General features: G+C 74.0%; 14 protein-coding genes and 1 pseudogene. 6 read left to right on the plus strand and 9 right to left on the minus strand.

Translation table 11 applies throughout. The features are described 5' to 3' along the window. The coding region (locus ABTZ54_RS33360) for a hypothetical protein (RefSeq protein ID WP_351670796.1) at positions 1-317 on the plus strand (317 nt) is incomplete at its 5' end. 8 nt (positions 318-325) lie between these two features. Here ABTZ54_RS33360 and ABTZ54_RS33365 read toward each other — a convergent pair. Further along, the gene (locus tag ABTZ54_RS33365) at positions 326-802 is read right to left on the minus strand and encodes a GNAT family N-acetyltransferase (RefSeq protein WP_351670799.1); all 477 of its coding nucleotides are present in this window, start codon (positions 800-802) and stop codon (positions 326-328) included. Between the two features lie 145 nt (positions 803-947). Between ABTZ54_RS33365 and ABTZ54_RS33370 the strand changes: the two genes are divergently transcribed. Further along, a complete protein-coding gene (locus ABTZ54_RS33370) occupies positions 948-1,745 on the plus strand; it encodes a L,D-transpeptidase family protein (RefSeq protein ID WP_351670802.1) in 798 nt (265 codons plus the stop codon). A 32-nt stretch (positions 1,746-1,777) separates the two neighbouring features. Here ABTZ54_RS33370 and ABTZ54_RS33375 read toward each other — a convergent pair whose 3' ends face one another. Both ABTZ54_RS33375 and ABTZ54_RS33380 read right to left on the minus strand, forming a co-directional pair. Continuing rightward, complete coding sequence (locus ABTZ54_RS33375; RefSeq protein WP_351670805.1) at positions 1,778-2,227, minus strand: 2-thiouracil desulfurase family protein; 450 nt, start codon at positions 2,225-2,227, stop codon at positions 1,778-1,780. A gap of 65 nt (positions 2,228-2,292) precedes the next feature. Beyond that, a complete protein-coding gene (locus ABTZ54_RS33380; protein WP_351670916.1) occupies positions 2,293-3,660 on the minus strand; it encodes an NAD(P)/FAD-dependent oxidoreductase in 1,368 nt (455 codons plus the stop codon). A gap of 210 nt (positions 3,661-3,870) precedes the next feature. Here ABTZ54_RS33380 and ABTZ54_RS33385 point away from each other — a divergent pair, with 210 nt between their 5' ends. Then, positions 3,871-5,451 carry an aspartate:alanine exchanger family transporter gene (locus ABTZ54_RS33385; RefSeq protein WP_351670808.1) on the plus strand — a complete coding sequence of 527 codons (1,581 nt, stop codon included), beginning with the start codon at positions 3,871-3,873 and terminating at the stop codon, positions 5,449-5,451. A gap of 32 nt (positions 5,452-5,483) precedes the next feature. Here the strand turns inward: ABTZ54_RS33385 and ABTZ54_RS33390 are convergent, their stop codons facing one another. Beyond that, the gene (locus tag ABTZ54_RS33390; RefSeq protein ID WP_351670811.1) at positions 5,484-7,532 is read right to left on the minus strand and encodes a phosphocholine-specific phospholipase C; all 2,049 of its coding nucleotides are present in this window, start codon (positions 7,530-7,532) and stop codon (positions 5,484-5,486) included. A 235-nt stretch (positions 7,533-7,767) separates the two neighbouring features. Between ABTZ54_RS33390 and ABTZ54_RS33395 the strand changes: the two genes are divergently transcribed. Next, positions 7,768-9,798, plus strand: a complete 2,031-nt coding sequence (locus ABTZ54_RS33395) for a prolyl oligopeptidase family serine peptidase (RefSeq protein ID WP_351670814.1) — start codon at positions 7,768-7,770, stop codon at positions 9,796-9,798. A gap of 6 nt (positions 9,799-9,804) precedes the next feature. On the opposite strand, the gene ABTZ54_RS33400 is transcribed toward ABTZ54_RS33395, so the two are convergent. The 5 genes and pseudogenes from ABTZ54_RS33400 to ABTZ54_RS33420 form a co-directional block, all read right to left on the minus strand. Next, positions 9,805-11,082 carry an amidohydrolase gene (locus ABTZ54_RS33400; RefSeq protein WP_502997360.1) on the minus strand — a complete coding sequence of 426 codons (1,278 nt, stop codon included), beginning with the start codon at positions 11,080-11,082 and terminating at the stop codon, positions 9,805-9,807. A 53-nt stretch (positions 11,083-11,135) separates the two neighbouring features. Beyond that, complete coding sequence (locus ABTZ54_RS33405; protein ID WP_351670922.1) at positions 11,136-11,321, minus strand: hypothetical protein; 186 nt, start codon at positions 11,319-11,321, stop codon at positions 11,136-11,138. Between the two features lie 84 nt (positions 11,322-11,405). Next, a pseudogene (locus ABTZ54_RS33410) lies at positions 11,406-11,809 on the minus strand (class I SAM-dependent methyltransferase); the annotation flags it as partial. Positions 11,810-11,849: 40 nt separating this feature from the next. Next, positions 11,850-12,176 carry a hypothetical protein gene (locus ABTZ54_RS33415; RefSeq protein ID WP_351670820.1) on the minus strand — a complete coding sequence of 109 codons (327 nt, stop codon included), beginning with the start codon at positions 12,174-12,176 and terminating at the stop codon, positions 11,850-11,852. A 99-nt stretch (positions 12,177-12,275) separates the two neighbouring features. Then, positions 12,276-13,421: an Lrp/AsnC family transcriptional regulator gene (locus ABTZ54_RS33420; RefSeq protein ID WP_351670823.1), complete on the minus strand. Its 1,146-nt coding sequence runs from the start codon at positions 13,419-13,421 to the stop codon at positions 12,276-12,278. Between the two features lie 307 nt (positions 13,422-13,728). Here ABTZ54_RS33420 and ABTZ54_RS33425 point away from each other — a divergent pair, with 307 nt between their 5' ends. Then, positions 13,729-15,201 (plus strand): MFS transporter, encoded by a 1,473-nt coding sequence (locus ABTZ54_RS33425; protein WP_351670826.1) that lies wholly within the window; start codon positions 13,729-13,731, stop codon positions 15,199-15,201. Continuing rightward, on the plus strand, positions 15,198-16,394 hold the full coding sequence (locus tag ABTZ54_RS33430; RefSeq protein ID WP_351670829.1) for an amidohydrolase: 1,197 nt from the start codon (positions 15,198-15,200) through the stop codon (positions 16,392-16,394). The genes ABTZ54_RS33425 and ABTZ54_RS33430 overlap by 4 nt, the downstream gene beginning before the upstream one ends. The last annotated feature ends 52 nt before the right edge of the window (positions 16,395-16,446 follow it).

Here is a 16,446-nt window from a genome sequence, read left to right on the forward strand (position 1 = left end):
ACTACGGCGCCGACAGCGAGAACGGCGACCGCATCGACGACCCCTCCGAAGACGCGCTGTTCATGATGATCAGCGATCTCAACGACTCCGACAACACCTTCGTGGTCGTCCAGCCCGACGAGGACGACCCCGTCTGGTTCGCCTCCGTGGCCGTTCTGGACGAAGGCGGCTACGAGATCGTCCGCCGCGACACCACCCGCAACGAGCACCAGGTCACCACGGCGACCAGCATCAACGACATTGCCCGCGACCTGACTATCTGGATGGCCACCCGCGGCTTCCCCGGACGGCCAACCAGCCAGGTCAGCGGGTTCTAAAACACGGCCTAGGCGCCGGGAGCCCTGTCCTCGTCGAGCCGGAGCGACACGAACGGGATCGTGTCGTCCGGGAGGACGTACCGCTCGGTCTCCACGAAGCCGCGGGCCAGCGCGAAGCGCAGCCCCTCCTCGTTGCTGGCCAGGACCACGGTCTCCACGCCCTCGTCGCTCAGCGTGCGGGCATGGGCGAGCCCGTGCTCGTACAGGGCCGTCCCGTAGCCGCGGCCACGGTGTCCGGGCAGCACGCGGGCGATGACCGTGGCGGCCGGGGTCTCCTCGTCGGGCGGCCGCACGGTGGAGCAGCCGACGGCGACGCCGTCCGCGTAGGCGACGCCGAGCCGGTTGCGGCCCGCGCGCTCGCGGACGTCCTCGGGGGAGAGCGGGGCGGTGGGGATGATCGTGTTGTGGATCAGCCGCCAGTCGTCCAGGAGCGCCGACCCGGCGGCGTCCGCGGGGCCCGCGGTCTCGATACGAAGATCGTTCATGGCCGCAGGAAACCGTGGGGGTGGCCTCCCGTCAACTCCTTTGCCGGGTGGCCCGGACGGGTGAGGAGGCAGGGGCGCGCGACAGGTCCGCATCCGACCGGGTACGGATCCCCGCATTGCCCCGAGCCTCGGAGGTGGCCGAACCATGCCCGTCCGCAAGGGCACCGCAACGGTGCTGACCTGTGCCCTGTCCGCGGCCCTGGTGCTGACCGGCTGCGCCGCCGGCCACTCCCCGGCCCCCGCGCCGCCCTCGGCCCGGGGCGCACACGACGCCCGAGGCGGCCACGACGGGCCGGACGGAGGCGCGGGGCCGGATGCCGCGAACCGCGCCCCGCAGCGGCCCCGTACCCCCGAGCGACTCCCCGGCGTCGGCCCCGGGACCCACGCCCGCATCCCCGACGGCACCACCCAGGCGCTCGTGGTGAGCGGCACCGACACTGACGGCAACACGGTCACCGCCGTCCTGCACGAGCGGGACCCGGCCGGCCGCTGGCACCCGGTCGCCGGGCCCTGGACCGGCCACAACGCCCTGCGCGGCTGGACCGACGCCCATGAGGCCGGCGACCTGCGCTCACCCACCGGAGTCTTCCGGATCGGCGACGCGGGCGGGCGGCTCCCCGACCCGGGTGCGCGGGTCCCGTACGACCAGGACGAGGAGTTCGCGGTCTCGGGCACCGGTTTCCTGGGGGAGCCCCTGGAGGGCTCCTTCGACTACGTGGTCGCCATCGACTACAACCGCGTCGCGGGGACGACCCCGCTGAACAAGGAGCGCCCGCTGGGGCCCGAGCGGGGCGGCGGCGTCTGGATCCACGTCGACCACGGCGGCCCCACCCAGGCCTGTGTCTCGCTGCCCCGGGAGAACATGGCGGAGCTGCTGCGCGCCCTCGACCCGGCGCGCGAACCCGTGGTCGTGATGGGCCCGGCGGCCGAACTCGCCCGCTGAACCACGGGCCGGCGGGGGCGGCGGACGCGCTCTCAGACCCCGGGCGCGGACGTCACCGTGATGCCGTGACGCTCCAGGAGCGCCGCCGTCACCCCGTCACCCGGCACGAGACCGCCGCCGAACGTCCCGTCGTACACCCGGCCCCGCCCGCAGGAGGGGCTGCGCGGCATCAGCACCGCCTCTGCGCAGCCCGCCGACCGGGCGCGGTCGAGCGCGAGGTGCGCGCCCGCGACGAACTCCGCGGTCACGTCCTCGCCCGCGTCGTCCACGACCTTCGCCGTGCCGTCCAGGACCGCGTGCCCGTCGCCGCCCACCAGCTCGGCGGGCCGCCGCGGGGTCGGCAGACCGCCCGCGCTCTCCGGGCAGAAGGGGACGACCACGCGGCCCTCGAGGCTCGCGTCGAGCGCGGCGGAGGGCTTGTCGCGTCCGTCGTAACGGCACGGCACGCCCCGCAGACAGGCACTGACCAGTACGGATTCCATGCGGCCAGGCTAGCGGGGGCCGTTGCGGCACCCGCCGGGCACCCGGGTGGCTCCGTGCCCGACGGTCAGGAACCGGCGGCCCGCAGCGAGGCCGTGTGGGTGCGGACCTGCTCCGGGGTGAGGTAGACGTCCGTGTACTCGAAGTCGCGCAGGGTGCCGGACTTCGAGGCGAGGAAGCCGGTGCGGACGAAGTCGTCGCCCGCCACCGCGTTCAGCAGCCAGTTGGTCATCACCCGGGTCTTCGCCACGTTGGTGCGCAGCGCGGCCCAGTGGTAGGCGCGGGCCACCGCCTGGGCCGGCATGCCGTGCAGCTCGACGCCGAGCGGCTTGGACACGCCGTCGAGACCGCCCAGGTCCACGACCAGGCCCAGGTCCTTGTGGACGTACGGGCGGGTCGGCTCGCCCCGCAGGGTGGCCACGAGGTTGTCGGCGACCGCCTTGCCCTGGCGCATCGCGTGCTGGGCGGTCGGCGGGCAGATCGCGTCGGCCTCGCCCTTGGCGAGGTCCGGCACCGCGGCCGCGTCGCCCAGCGCCCACACCCCGTCGAGGCCGGGGACCGCCATGTCGGAGCCGACCACCAGACGGCCGCGCAGCGTCTCGGAGCCCAGCGTGCCGATGAGCGGGCTCGCGGCGACGCCCGCCGTCCAGATCAGGGTGCGGCAGGGCAGCACCCGCCCGTCGGTGAGGGTCACGTTCTCCTCGTCCACGGAGGCCACCGACACCCCGAGGGAGACCTCGATCCCGCGCTTGCGCAGCACGTCGAGGGCGGCCGCGCCCAGCTTGGGGCCGAGTTCGGGCATGAGCGCGGGCGCGATGTCGACCAGGTGCCACTTGATGAGCCTCGGGTCGAGCCGGGGGTAGCGCTTGACGGCGTTGTGGGTGAGCAGCTGGAGGCAGGCGGCCGTCTCCGTCCCCGCGTATCCGCCGCCGACCACCACGAACTGGAGCCGGGCCGTCCGCTCGGCCTCGTCCTGGCTGGCATCGGCGAGGTCGAGCTGGGCGATCACGTGGTCACGGATGTACGCGGCCTCGGCCAGGGTCTTCATGCCCCGGGCGTGCTCGGCGAGCCCGGGGATGTCGAAGGTGCGGGTGACGCTGCCCGGGGCGAGGACCAGATGGTCGTACGGCTCGGTCTCCAGCTCGCCGGAGATCGTGCGCACCACGGCGACCTTCGCGGCCGTGTCCACGCCGACCGCGCCGCCCGGGATGATCCGGGTGCGGTGCCGCTCGCTGCGGCGCAGTGACAGCGCCACCGACTGCGGGGTGAGCACGCCGGAGGCGACCTGCGGCAGCAGGGGCAGATACAGCTGGTACGAGAAGGGAGACAGGAGCGAGATCGCCGCCTCCCGCGCGGTCAGCCGCCGTTCCAGGCGCCGTACGCACCCGACCCCTGCGAAACCGGCGCCCACCACGAGGATCCTCGGTCGAGACACGGTCAGCCCGCCCTTCCATGTTCCTGCCATGTTCCTGGCCGTCGAGGTCCTTGAAGGTCGACAGCCCTTGAAGGCTGACTAACCGGGCACACCATCCTGAAATCATTAATATCGGCCGAATGAGTGATGAATAGGGGTGAAGCCGGTCCTGTCCCGGCCGCGCCGGAGTGTGCGGGTGCGGCCCGGCCCGGGTTGTGGCTGAGTGGCCCCATGTGGCAGTTCTTCGCGGACAACCCCTGGCTCACGCTCTTCGTCGTCATCGCGGCCGGCTCCCTCTTCGGCATGGTCCGCTTCGGGCCGGTGAAGCTGGGCGCGGCCGGAGTGCTGTTCGTCGGGCTCCTGCTCGGCGCCCTCGACCCGGACATCGGACCCGCCGTCCCCGCCGGTCTCGCCGTCTTCGGCCTCGCCCTGTACGTGTACACGGTCGGTCTCGAAGCCGGACCCGCCTTCTTCCGCGAGCTGCGCCCCCAGCTCGGCGTGATGATCGGCGCGGTCGTCGCGCTCGTCCTCACCGCCGTGGCGGTCGGCCTCCTCGGCAACAAGGTCTTCGGGATCCCCGGCAGCTTCCTGGCCGGCGGCTACGCCGGCATCGGCACCACCACCCCCGGCCTCGCCGCCGCCCAGGCCTCGTCCGCGCAGCCCACGGAACCGGCCACCGGGTACGCCATCGGCTACCCGCTCGCCGTCGTCCTCACCATCCTGTTCGTCGCGGCCATCGCCGCCGTACGGTCCTGGCCGGCCCGCCGCGACCCCGGCACCGGACTGCCCGACCAGCTGGTCTACCTCACCGTGACCGTCGACCGCGCCCAGAAGTGGAGCGAGGTCCCCGGCGTCGCCGAAGGGCAGCTCCTCGCCAGCGTGCACCAGGCCGTGGGGGAGCCCCCACGGGTCGCCGACGGCCTCCGGGTCCTCGCCCCCGGCGAGCGGGTCGTCCTGGTCGGCAGCCCCGAAGCCGTCGCCGAGGGCGCCGCCGCGCTCGGCCGGGAGGACGCCGAGAACCTGCTCGACCACCGCGACGCCGTCGACTACCGCCGCATCCTGCTCACCAACCCCGACCTGGCCGCGCGCACCGTCGGCGAGCTCGGTCTCGCCGAACGCTACGGGGCCATGGCCACCCGGGTCCGCCGCGGCGACCAGGACATGCTCGCCCACGACGACCTGCTGCTCCAGCTCGACGACCGGGTCCGCGTGGTCATGCCCCGGGAGCGCACCCCCGAGGTCACCGCCTACCTCGGCGACACCGAGGCCAAGGTGAGCGAGGTCAGCGCCGTCAGCATGGGCCTCGGCCTGGCCGCCGGCTTCCTCATCGGCATCCCGAAGCTCACCATCGGCGCCACCACCCTCTCCCTCGGCACCGCGGCCGGGCCCCTGGTCATGGCGATGGTCCTCGGCCGCCTGCGCCGCACCGGTCCGCTGGTCTGGGTGCTGCCCACCCGCGCCAATCTGACCCTGCGCCAGATCGGCCTGCTCGTCTTCCTGGCCTGCGTCGGCCTCACCTCGGGATACGCGTTCCGGCGCGACGCCTTCTCCGTCTTCGGCCTGAAGCTGCTCCTCGTCCTGCTGGTGAGCGCCGTCCTGAGCTACGCCCTGATGGTCCTGGTGGCCCGGCTCCTCGGCCAGAGCCGCCCCCGGACGATGGGCCTGCTGGCCGGCTACGTCGGAAACCCCGCCATCACGGCGTACGCGAACAGCAGGGTCTCCGACAGCAGGGTGAACACCGGCTACGCGACGCTCTTCGCCCTGGCGATCCTGGTGAAGATCGTCTGCATCCAGCTCATCGTCGGACTCTGACGGAAGGCCGTGCCCCAGGGGGTCCCGGTCCGTCAGCCCGTGACGCTGGGCGCCCCCGTCTCGATGTGGCCGGTGTACCGCCGCGACCAGGTGCCGTCGGAATCGGCCAGGACCGTGAAGTCGTACCAGCCGTCGCTGTACGCCACGGCGTTGAAGAAGTCCTCGCGGGAGGAGTTCGCCGGGACGGTGTACGTCCAGGGGCCGTCCGTACGGTACGCGTTGGGGCGGACGGTGAAGGTGACGGCGGAGGCCGAGGCGTTGCTCATCCTGAACCAGATCGCCGTCTTCCCGGTGCCCGGCTCCGTCGCGAAGCGGGCCGCCACCTCGATGTCCTTGCCTGCCTTGGACGCGTCGCCGATGAAGCGGCGCAGGAAGCGGTTGGGGCCCATCATCGAGATGTCGTACTTCCCGGAACCCGAGCCGAGCCCGATGTTGAAGTAGTCGGTGGCGGTGGCGCCCGGGTCGACCGTGTACTGCCAGGCGGCGGTGTCCCGGTACTGGTGCGGGTGGATCGAGAAGTGCGCGGGGCGGCGCGCCTCGGTGCCCTGGTTGGTCATGGAGAACCAGGCCAGGATCTTCCCGGCCGCGCCGAACTCGAAGCGGTCGAGGTTGCCGTTCACCTGGTACGGCACGGCGCGCGCCGGCCGCGTGCCCGGCTCCTGCGGGGGCAGGGCGTTGTCCTGGGGGACCGGGTTGGGCAGCGGGCCGCAGGTGGACTGGCCGATGACCTTGGCGGTGGACGGCAGGTCCGCCGGGACGCCGTACACCGGACGGGCGAAGTCGAAGACGCCGGTCAGGTCGCCCACCACCTTCCGCCGCCAGGCGCTGATGTTGGGGCAGGTCGCGGGGGTGCCGAGCGCGGCCGTCCAGGTCTCCATGAAGCGCAGCACGGAGGTGTGGTCGAAGACCTCGGAGCTGACCCAGCCGCCGCGGGTCCACGGCGACATGACGATCATCGGGACGCGGAAGCCGAGGCCGACCGGCACCCCGTCGATGTACTCGCCCGGCGTCCCGGGCGGCGCGACCGGCGGCGGCACATGGTCGAAGAAGCCGTCGTTCTCGTCGTAGTTGAGGAACAGCACGGTCGAGTCGAAGACCTCGGGGTTCGCCGCCAGCGCGCGGTATACCAGGTCCACGAAGTGCGCGCCGTCGCCGGGCGGGGCGTAGGGGTGCTCGGAGAACGCCTCGTTGGCCACCACCCAGGAGACCTGCGGCAGCGTGCCGGCGACGACGTCCGCGCGGATCGCGGCGGCGATGTCGTCCGGGGTCGAGCCGGTGACCTTGGGCACCGAGCCCATGCCACGGTCGTACAGCGGATCGCCGGGCTTGGCGTCGGTGAACCTCTTGAAGTAGGCGAGCCCGTTGTCGCCGTAGTTGTCCTGGGCGTTCTGGTAGACCTTCCAGCTCATCCCGGCCCGCTGGAGGGCTTCCGCGTACGTCTCCCAGGTCAGCCCGGACTCGTCGCCGCCGTCCTTGCTGGAGGCGTCCACCTTGCCGCTCCACAGGAAGGTGCGGTTGGGGCCCGTGGCGCTGAGCGTCGAGCAGAAGTAGGCGTCGCAGATGGTGTACGCGTCGGCCAGCGCGTAGTGGAACGGGATGTCGCCGCGGTCCAGGTGGCCCAGGCTGCGGGTGTTGCCGACGCCGGTCACCCAGTTGTCCATGCGCCCCTTGTTCCAGGCGGCGTGCTGGGAGCTCCAGCTGTGCGGGAGGTCGCCGTTGCACTGGGCCAGGGTCTCGCCGTCGACGCCGCCGGCCGGGGGAGTGGCGCTGAGCTTCCACGGGTACTGCCGGCCGCCCCAGTTGGGCTGGTTGAACATGCCCCAGCCGCCCGGGATGTTGCCGGCGGCCCGGTCGCCGAAGCCCCGCACGCCGCGCAGCCGCCCGAAGTAGTGGTCGAAGCTGCGGTTCTCCTGCATGAGGATCACCACGTGCTTGACGTCCGTGATGGTCCCGTTCGCCCCGGCCGCGGCGGCCGGGACGGCCTCCCCGGCGGCGGCCGCGGCCCGTCCGGCCGGCAACGCGGCCCCTGCGGCGAGCCCCGCCCCGATCCCGACGAACCCTCTGCGGCTGATGGGAAGCATGCCCCGCCCCTCATGTCACATGGCTGCCCCGGTGGCACGCCGAGGGACAGGATGGGGGACCGGGGCCCAAAGGTATACGGCCGTGCAGTAATCGATGAGTGAACTTACGGAGGACGCTGAGGTGTTGGGTGAGAGGCGCAAAGGATTGGTCCGGATTCGAACCAATGCGGAGCCGCGCGGGTGGGGAGGAGTGCGAGGGGGACCGCTGTCGGTGGCGTGGTCCACAATCGAGGACATGACCGACGCACCACGCGAGCAGAGCGACACCGACCCCTACCTGTGGCTGGAGGAGGTCGAGGGCGAGCGGGCCCTCGACTGGGTCCGCGAGCGGAACGCCGAGACGCGCGCCGAGCTGGCCGGCGAGGACGGCTTCGACGCGCTCGTCGCCGAGCTGCGCGAGGTGCTCGACGCCCCCGACCGGATCCCCTACACCCGCCGCCGCGGCCCGTACCTCTACAACTTCTGGCAGAGCGCCGAGCACACCCGCGGGGTGTGGCGCCGCACGACCCTGGCGGAGTACCGCACCGACGAGCCCGACTGGGACGTCCTGCTCGACCTCGACGCGCTGGCCGCCGAGGAGGGCGAGGACTGGACCTGGGCCGGGGCCCAGGCGCTGCGGCCCGCCTTCCGGCGCGCCCTGGTGAGCCTCGCGCGCGGCGGCGGCGACGCCGTCGTGGTGCGCGAGTACGACCTGGAGGAGCGGGCCTTCGTCGAGAACGGCTTCCGGCTGCCCGAGGCGAAGACCGACATTGGCTGGATCGACGAGGACCATGTCTTCGTCGGCACCGACCACGGCCCCGGCTCCATGACGGCCTCCGGCTACCCGCGCACCGTGCGCCGCTGGCGCCGGGGCACCCCCCTCGACGAGGCCGCACCCGTCTACGAGGGAGCCGAGTCGGACCTCGCGGTGTCCGCCTGGCACGACCCGACCGAGGGCTACGAGCGCGACTTCGTCTCCCGCTACCGGGACTTCTGGCACCAGGAGACCCATCTCCTCACCGAGGACGGCGAGCTGCGCCGCGTCGAGGTCCCCGACGACGCCGACAGCTCCGTCTACCGCGACTGGCTCCTCGTCACCCCCAAGGCACCCTGGCTCGGACAGCCTGCGGGCGCCCTGCTCGCCTTCCGCTTCGACGCCTTCCTCGCCGGACGGCGCGAGCCCGAGGTCCTGTTCACGCCGGACGAGCACACCGCCCTCGCCGGCCACTCCTGGACCCGCCACCACCTGGTCGTCGAGACCCTCCAGGACGTCGCCAGCCGGATGTACGTCCTCACCCCGCCCACGGGCCCCGGCGACTGGAAGCGGCAGGAGCTCGCCGACATCCCGCCGCTGGCCTCGGCCGCCCTCACCGACACCGACCCGGACTCCGGCGACGAGTACTTCCTCTCCGTCACCGGCCACCTCGTCCCGCCGTCCCTGCACCGGGGCGAGATCGGCGGCACCGACGAGCTGATCAAGCAGGCGCCCGCGCGCTTCGACGCGACCGGCCTCGACGCCCGGCAGTACTTCGCGACCTCCGCCGACGGCACCCGCGTCCCGTACACCGTCGTCGGCTGCCACGGCGCCCTCCCCGGCCCCACCCTCCTCACCGGCTACGGCGGCTTCGAGGTCTCCCTGACCCCCTCCTACGACACCGTCCGCGGCCGCGCCTGGCTCGCCCGGGGCGGCACGTACGTGGTCGCCGGGATCCGCGGGGGCGGCGAGTACGGCCCGCGCTGGCACCGCGGCGCCCTCAAGGCCGACCGGCCCCGCGCCTACGAGGACTTCGAGGCCGTCGCCCGCGACCTCGTCGCCCGGGGCATCACCACCCCCGGCCGGCTCGGCATCACCGGCGGCAGCAACGGCGGACTGCTCATGGGCGCGATGCTGGTCCGCAGCCCCGAACTGTTCGGCGCGATCGTCGGCCACGTCCCGCTGCTCGACATGCTGCGCTTCCACCGGCTGCTCGCCGGGGCCAGCTGGATCGCCGAGTACGGGGACCCCGACGACCCGGCCGACCGGCCGCACCTGGCCGCGCTCTCCCCGTACCACCACCTCGAAGCCGGCCGGCCCTACCCGCCGGTGCTGCTCACCACCTCGACCCGCGACGACCGCGTCCACCCGGGCCACGCCCGCAAGGCCGCCGCCCGGCTGCGGGAGCTCGGGCACCGGGTGCTGCTCCACGAGACCCTCTCCGGCGGCCACGCCGGAGCCTCGGACCACGAACAGACCGCCTACAACGACGCCTTGGAGCACACCTTCCTCTGGCGGACCTTGGGGTCCTGAAGCGGCTCAGACCAGGACGCCGTCGCGGGCCACCACCCGGCCCGCCCGGACCACCAGGTCGCGGCGCGGCACGTCGACCACGGCCTGCGGGACGCACTCACCCTCGACCAGCATGAAGTCGGCGGGCGAGCCGGGCCGCAGGTCGGCCCGGTCCAGGCCCAGGAGCGCGGCGCCCCCGTGCGCGGCGAGCTCGAAGCAGGCCGTCAGCTCCTCGTCGAGCCGCGCGTCCAACGCCCAGCCGGCCAGCCAGGCCCGGTGCAGCATGTCCGCGTTCCCGAACGGGCTCCAGCTGTCCCGTACGCCGTCCGAGCCCAGGCCGACCCGCACCCCGCGCTCGGCCAGGCGACGGAACGGCAGGATCGTGGTGGCCGAGAGCGCGACCGTGGTGAGCGCGACCCCGGCGCCGGACAGCAGGTCCGCCGTCTCGTCGAGCTCCCGCCCGGACAGCTGGGCCACCGCGAAGGCGTGCGAGACGCTCACCCGGCCCTGGAGCCCGAGGGCCCGGGTCCGCGCGGCGATGTCCCGCAGCGGCGCGAGGCCGGTCTCGCCCCGGTCGTGCAGATGGATGTCGAGCCCTAGGCCATGGCGCTCCGCCAGCGCGAACACCGTCCCGAGCTGCTCGCCGTCGGCCGCGCCGCGCTCGGCGTCGAAACCGGCCGGGTCGATCCCGCCGACGTGGGTGATCAGCCCGCTCGCCGCCGCCTCCTCCAGCAGACCGGCCACGCCGGGCTCGCGGACCACCCCGTGCTGCGGAAAGGCGACCAGCTCCACGTCCACGATCCCGCGCAGCTTCTCCCGGGCCTCGGCCAGGCCCGCCAGGCCCGCGAGCCCGAACGCCGGGGCGACGTCCGCGTGCGCCCGCATCGCCCGGGTGCCCTGGGCCGCCGCGTGCGACATCAGCCGCAGCGCCCGCTCGCCCACCGGGGTGGGCAGCGCCCGGGCGAGCTCCACGTCCCCCTCGACGTACTCCCCGATGCCCCGCGCGGCCCGGCGGCTGTGCCAGGGCTCGCCCCAGGAGGTCTTGTCCGGGTGGATGTGCGCGTCGACCAGCGTCGGCAGCGCCATCCTGCCGCCGCCCTCCACCACCTCGACCACCGCGCCGTCCGGCACGGAGTCCACCAGGACCCCGTCCACGGCGACCAGTTCGGCCACGGCCCCGCCGAAGGGGCGCACGTCCCGGAAGACGGTCACGGAGGCGGGGGTTACGCGGGCGGCGGGCTGCGGTGAGGACACGGCGGGGTCTCCTGGGCAGGTGCGGCGGAAGGAACGGACGCCGTTTGGTATACCACGCGTTTGTATACCAAGCCTCGTGACGGGCTGCCGGAAGGCCCGGGGCGTCAGTCCTCGCGGCGCGCCAGCAGGCAGCAGCGCCTGGTCTCGGCCTCGTGCGGATACGGTCCCCGCTCCAGCTCGGCCTCGACGCGGAAACCGGCCCCGCGCAGCTCCTCGGCGACATCGGCCGGGCGGAGGAAGTGGAAGTCCACGTCCACCTCGTGACCCCACCACTCGGTCAGGGTGCGCACCTCGGTGCCGATGTGGAAGGAGACCAGGAGCAGACCGCCGGGCCGCAGTGTCCGCCGGATCTCGGCGAGGGCGGGGGTCAGCTCCCCGGGCGCGAGGTGGATCAGCGAGTAGAGCGCGACGGCCGCGTCGAACTCGCCGTCGCGGGCCGGCAGCCGCAGCAGGTCGCCCTCGCGGAACTCGACCCCGGGTGCCGCTCGCGGCCGAGGGCCACCATGGCGGGGGACAGGTCCACGCCCACCACGGCCCCGGCCCGGCCGAGCCCCGCGAGCCAGGCGGCGACATGCCCGGGCCCGCAGCCCAGGTCGGCGATCACCGCGCCGTCGCCCGCCTGCTCGACGAGGGCGCCGAGCAGCGCCCGGTCGAGCGGCTTCCCGTCGAGCTCGTCGCCGATCCGGGCGAGGTACTCGCCGGCCACGCTGTCGTAGCTGCGCCGCACCCGCTCATGGCCGGGCCGCCCGGCCCCCGCCGTCCCGTCCGTCCCCGTCATCGCTCCGGCCCCCTCCGTCGTGCGGTTCTCGTACGGACGACTACTGCATCGGGTGCTGCATCGCCTGCTGCACCGACGGCGGCAGCTGGTGCGGGGCCGCCGGGAGCTGGTGCATGGGCTGCGGAAGCTGCTGCATGGGCTGCTGCATCGGACCACGCGCCGGAGCCATCCCGGCCGGAGCCATTCCCGCCGGAGCCATCCCCGCGGGCGCCATTCCGGCGGGCGGCATCCCGGCCGGAGGCATCTGGATCACACGGCTGAGGTCGCGCAGCACCTCTTCGGCGGTCCGGCGCACGTCACCGGGCACGTCCCCCTGCTCGCGTATCAGCTCGGAGTAGATGGGGGCGGTGGTGTCCGCGTGGTTCATCGGGCTCGCATCCTCGGTGTTCTCGGGGGCTCTCGGGCGTGCTGGGGAGTCGTGCGGGGAGCGAGTCTACGGGGCCCGGCCCGTTCCCGGGGGCCGGGTTCATCCCTCCGCCGTGAACCCGGCCCTCTTGTACGTGCGCATGAGCAGCGCCGTCTCCGTGGCCGTGACCCCGTCGAGACGGCCCAGGACCCGGGCCGCGAAGTCGTGGACGTCGCGGACGTCCCGATGGCTGGAATAGCCCAGCAGGCTCGTCGTGCCCGAGGTGACCACCAGGTGCCGGACCGCCGGTTCGCGGGCCAGCAGCCGGATCGCCGGATCGAGCGCCCGGTACGGCAGACCGAGCCGGAACCGGGCCTCCACCGGATACCCGAGCACGGCCGGGTCGGCCCGCAGCCGCAGGTGCAGGACGTGCGAGTCCATGAGCCGGGCCAGGCGGCGGCGGGCGGTCGTCTCGCCCGTCCGCAGCTCGCGCGCGAGCCGGGTCGTCGACATCCGGGCGTCCCGCCGCAGCAGCTCGACGAGTCGCCGGTCCAGCTCGTCGACGACCGGGGGTTCCGGCAGCGCCCGGCCCTCCATGGCGTACCGCCGCACCTCGGTCGGCACGTCGGCGTACGGCGCCCAGTCGCTCGCGGTGAGCAGCAGGCGCAGCACCAGCGCCGAGTGCAGGTCCACCACGCCGTCCAGCCGGCCCACGACCGAGTCCAGCAGGGTGAGCAGCGCGCCGTGGTCGGGGAGGTTCACCTCGACGAAGACGTCGAGCGCCCCGGTGGCGACCTCCACGGACCGGACCTCCTCCAGCGCGGCCAGCGCGAGCGCGACCTCGTGCACCCTGCCCGGGGCGCAGCGCACGGCCAGCTCGGCGGTGACGCCCTCGTGGAGGTACTCCGGGACCAGGGCCGCGACGAAGGCGACCCGCCCGCTCGCCGTCATGCGCTCCAGACGGCGCGCCACGGTCCGCTCGTGCACCCCCACCGCCGCCGCGACCTCGGCGAACGCGGCCCTCGGGGACCGGTGCAGGACCCGCAGCACGGCGTGGTCCAGCCCGTCGAGGACGAGCGGGGCACGCCCGGTGCCGCCGGCGTGCTGCCCGATCCCGGCCGGTCCCGTGCCGGTCGGTCCGAGGCCGCCTTGTCCGGCGCCGGTCGGCCCAATCGCGGCCGGTCCCGTGCCCGTCGGTCCGATCCCGGCCGGTCCGCCACCCAGGGGGTCGCTCCCGGGCGGGCCCGCCGCCTTTCCGTCCGCCATCGCTCCTCCGAGAGCTCGCTCCGTCCGCACGCGTCCCGCGCCACCACACCCCCCCCGTGCGCCCGGCGGTCCGCCCCGCACCCCCGTCGTCGGCCCGCCCGAACCCGTACCGGGGAAGCACCGTACGCCGGAATCCGCCGCGCGACCCCCTCCCGCTGCCGCAATCGGCCGTGTTGACCTTCAAGTCTTGCCCGAAGGGGGGCCCGGTCGCCACATTGTGGTGCGCGTTCCGACGCGCTCCCCAGCGGCCTTCCGCTTCTCCTCGACTTCTGCCGATCCCCGCGGCCCTCCCGGACAGGTTGTACGTATGACCCTCTCCCCAGGCAGCACCCGCACCACGTCCGCTCACAGACACCCCGCGCCCCACGCGACCCCCACCGGGGTGGTCATCGCCTCGGTCGCCCTCGTCGAGCTCTCCAGCGGCGTCACCCAGGGGTTTCTCTCGCCGCTCCTCAAGGGGCTGACCGACACCCTCGGGGTCACGGCCGCCGACCTCAACTGGATCAGCATCGCCAACCTCCTGGCCAGCGTCGCCTTCACCCCCGTGCTCTCCCGTATGGGCGACCTCTACGGCCACCGCCGCATGCTGCGCTGGAACCTGGTCCTGGTGATCCTCGGCTCCGTCCTCGTCGGGCTCAGCCGTTCCTTCCCCGTCCTGCTCGCCGGGCAGATCCTGCAAGGTGCCATCGCCGGCTTCTTCCCGCTGCTCGTGGGCATCCTGCGCAACCGCGCCGGGGCGGGCGGCGACGCCGAGAGCCGCCGGGGCATCAGCTACATGGTCGCCGCGCTCGTCGGCGGACTGACCCTCGGCCTGCTCGCCAGCGGCTTCGTCGCGGCCTCGGTCGACAGCCCCACCGCCGCGCTCTGGGTCCCCGCCGTCGGTGCCACGCTCGCCCTCACCGCCACCTGGCCCTTCCTGCCCGAGTCCGCCGACCGGCCCGGCGGCTCCGTCGACTGGGCGGGCGGACTGCTGCTCTGTCTGGGCCTCGTCGCCCTGATGCTCGCCCTCGGCCTCGGCGGCACCCCCGGCTGGGAGTGGAGCTCGGCCCGCACCCTGGGCGCCCTCGTGGCGGGCGTGCTCGTCACCGCCCTGTGGGTCCTCGTCGAACTGCGCACGGCCGAGCCGATGATCGACGTGCGCATGTTCCGGCACCGCAACGTGGTCGTCGTCTCCGTCACGACCCTCACCTTCAGCTTCTGCATGCTCGGGCTCCAGATCGCCCACCCCGTCTTCCTCGGCACCGCCCCCGCCGAGACCGGCTACGGCTTCGGCCTCGGCCCGGTCGCCATCGGCCTCGCGATGCTCCCCAACCTCCTCTCCCTCGCCGCCGGCGCGCTCGCCGCCCCGGCCGTCGCCGCCCGGATCTCCGACCGGCGCACCCTCGTCGCCGGTTCGCTCCTGATGGCCGCCGGCTACGGGACCGACCTCCTCGCGTACGGGACGGCGGCGCCCTTCCTGTTCGGCACGGCGCTCGCCGGCTTCGGCACCGGACTGCTCCAGCACTCCACCCGCACCCTCGCCGTCGAGTCCGTCCCGCACGAGCGCACCTCCGTCGGCTCCGGTATCAACGAGCTCCTCATCAACGTCGGCGGCTCGCTCGGCGCCGCCGCCGTCCTGACCGTCTTCGCCGCCCGCACCCCCGCCGGCCGCACCCTCCCCGAGATCGGCGCCTACACCACCTCCTGGACCGTGTGCGCGGGCGTCTCCCTCGCGGGCGCCGCCGCCGCGCTCCTCCTGCGCGCCCCCGCCGCCCGCCCCGCACCCAAGGACCCCCGATGAGCACCCGCACCCCCGCCCCGGCCGCCGCAGGGCCGCGCGAGCACGCCCGCCGCACCCTCACCGGCCGCCAGGACGCGGTCATCGGCCTCAGCCACGCGCTGCACGCCGACCCCGAACTCGCCTACGAGGAGCACCGCGCGGCCCGCCGTATCGCCGACCTCGTCGAGGGCGCCGGATTCGACGTGACCCGTGGGGCGTACGGGCTGCCCACCGCCTTCCGCGCCACCGCCGGCGCCGGCGAGCTCGTCGTCGGCATCTGCGCCGAGTACGACGCCCTGCCCGGCATCGGCCACGCCTGCGGGCACAACGTCAACGGCGCCGCCGCGGTCGCCGCCGCGCTCGCCCTCGCCCCGCTCGCCGACGACCTCGGCATCACCGTCGCGCTCCTCGGCACCCCCGCCGAGGAGGCCGGCGGCGGCAAGGTCGACCTCCTGAACGCCGGGGCCTTCGACGACGTCGCCGCCGCGATGATGGTGCACGCCGCCCCGCAGGACGCCGTCGGCATGAGCTCGCTCGCCATCAGCAGCCTCGACGTCGCCTACACCGGCGTCACCGCGCACGCCGCCGCCATGCCGCACCGGGGCGTCAACGCCGCCGACGCCCTGATGATCGCTCAGGTCGCCATCGCCGCCCACCGCCAGCAGATGATCCCCGGCGCCGTCGTCTCCGGCGTCGTCACCTCGGCGGGCGAGGCCGCCAACGTGATCCCCGGCCGCGCCACCGCCACGTACGACTGCCGCGCCGGCACCAGTGAGGAACTGGCAGCGCTCAAGGCCCGGATCCGCGCCTGCTTCGAGGCCGGTGCCCTCGCCACCGGCGCCGAACTCGCCCTGGAGACCGTCGGCAACGACTACGCCGACCTGCGCCAGGACCTCGCCATGGGCGAGGCCTACCGGGCCGCCGCCCAGGCCCTCGGCCGCACCGTCCCGGCCTCCGACCGGGGCCTGCGCGGCGGCTCCACCGACATGGGCAACGTCTCCCACCTCGTACCGACCATCCACCCGATGATCGGCTACGACTGCGGCGACGCGATCATGCACAACCCGGAGTTCACCCGCTACGGCACCACCGCCGCGGCCGACCGCGCCGTCCTCGACGGCGGTCTCGCCATGGCCTGGACGGCCATCGAGCTCGCGACCGACGGCGCCCAACGCCGCCGACTGCTCGCGCAGGTGGCCGGCCGCCGTCCGTAAAACCGCTGGTCGGCGCAGGACACCGAAGGCAGAATGGGCCTCCTTGAAACCG

Source organism: Streptomyces sp. NPDC094032 (genome assembly GCF_040303965.1).
Classification (GTDB): domain Bacteria; phylum Actinomycetota; class Actinomycetes; order Streptomycetales; family Streptomycetaceae; genus Streptomyces.

Bases quoted from the DNA above. Each gene is read 5' to 3' on its own strand.
- ABTZ54_RS33365 (WP_351670799.1), bottom strand. From the start codon at position 802: ATGAACGATCTTCGTATCGAGACCGCGGGCCCCGCGGACGCCGCCGGG.
- ABTZ54_RS33370 (WP_351670802.1), top strand. From the start codon at position 948: ATGCCCGTCCGCAAGGGCACCGCAACGGTGCTGACCTGTGCCCTGTCC.
- ABTZ54_RS33375 (WP_351670805.1), bottom strand. From the start codon at position 2,227: ATGGAATCCGTACTGGTCAGTGCCTGTCTGCGGGGCGTGCCGTGCCGT.
- ABTZ54_RS33385 (WP_351670808.1), top strand. From the start codon at position 3,871: ATGTGGCAGTTCTTCGCGGACAACCCCTGGCTCACGCTCTTCGTCGTC.
- ABTZ54_RS33390 (WP_351670811.1), bottom strand. From the start codon at position 7,532: ATGCTTCCCATCAGCCGCAGAGGGTTCGTCGGGATCGGGGCGGGGCTC.
- ABTZ54_RS33395 (WP_351670814.1), top strand. From the start codon at position 7,768: ATGACCGACGCACCACGCGAGCAGAGCGACACCGACCCCTACCTGTGG.
- ABTZ54_RS33415 (WP_351670820.1), bottom strand. From the start codon at position 12,176: ATGAACCACGCGGACACCACCGCCCCCATCTACTCCGAGCTGATACGC.
- ABTZ54_RS33420 (WP_351670823.1), bottom strand. From the start codon at position 13,421: ATGGCGGACGGAAAGGCGGCGGGCCCGCCCGGGAGCGACCCCCTGGGT.
- ABTZ54_RS33425 (WP_351670826.1), top strand. From the start codon at position 13,729: ATGACCCTCTCCCCAGGCAGCACCCGCACCACGTCCGCTCACAGACAC.
- ABTZ54_RS33430 (WP_351670829.1), top strand. From the start codon at position 15,198: ATGAGCACCCGCACCCCCGCCCCGGCCGCCGCAGGGCCGCGCGAGCAC.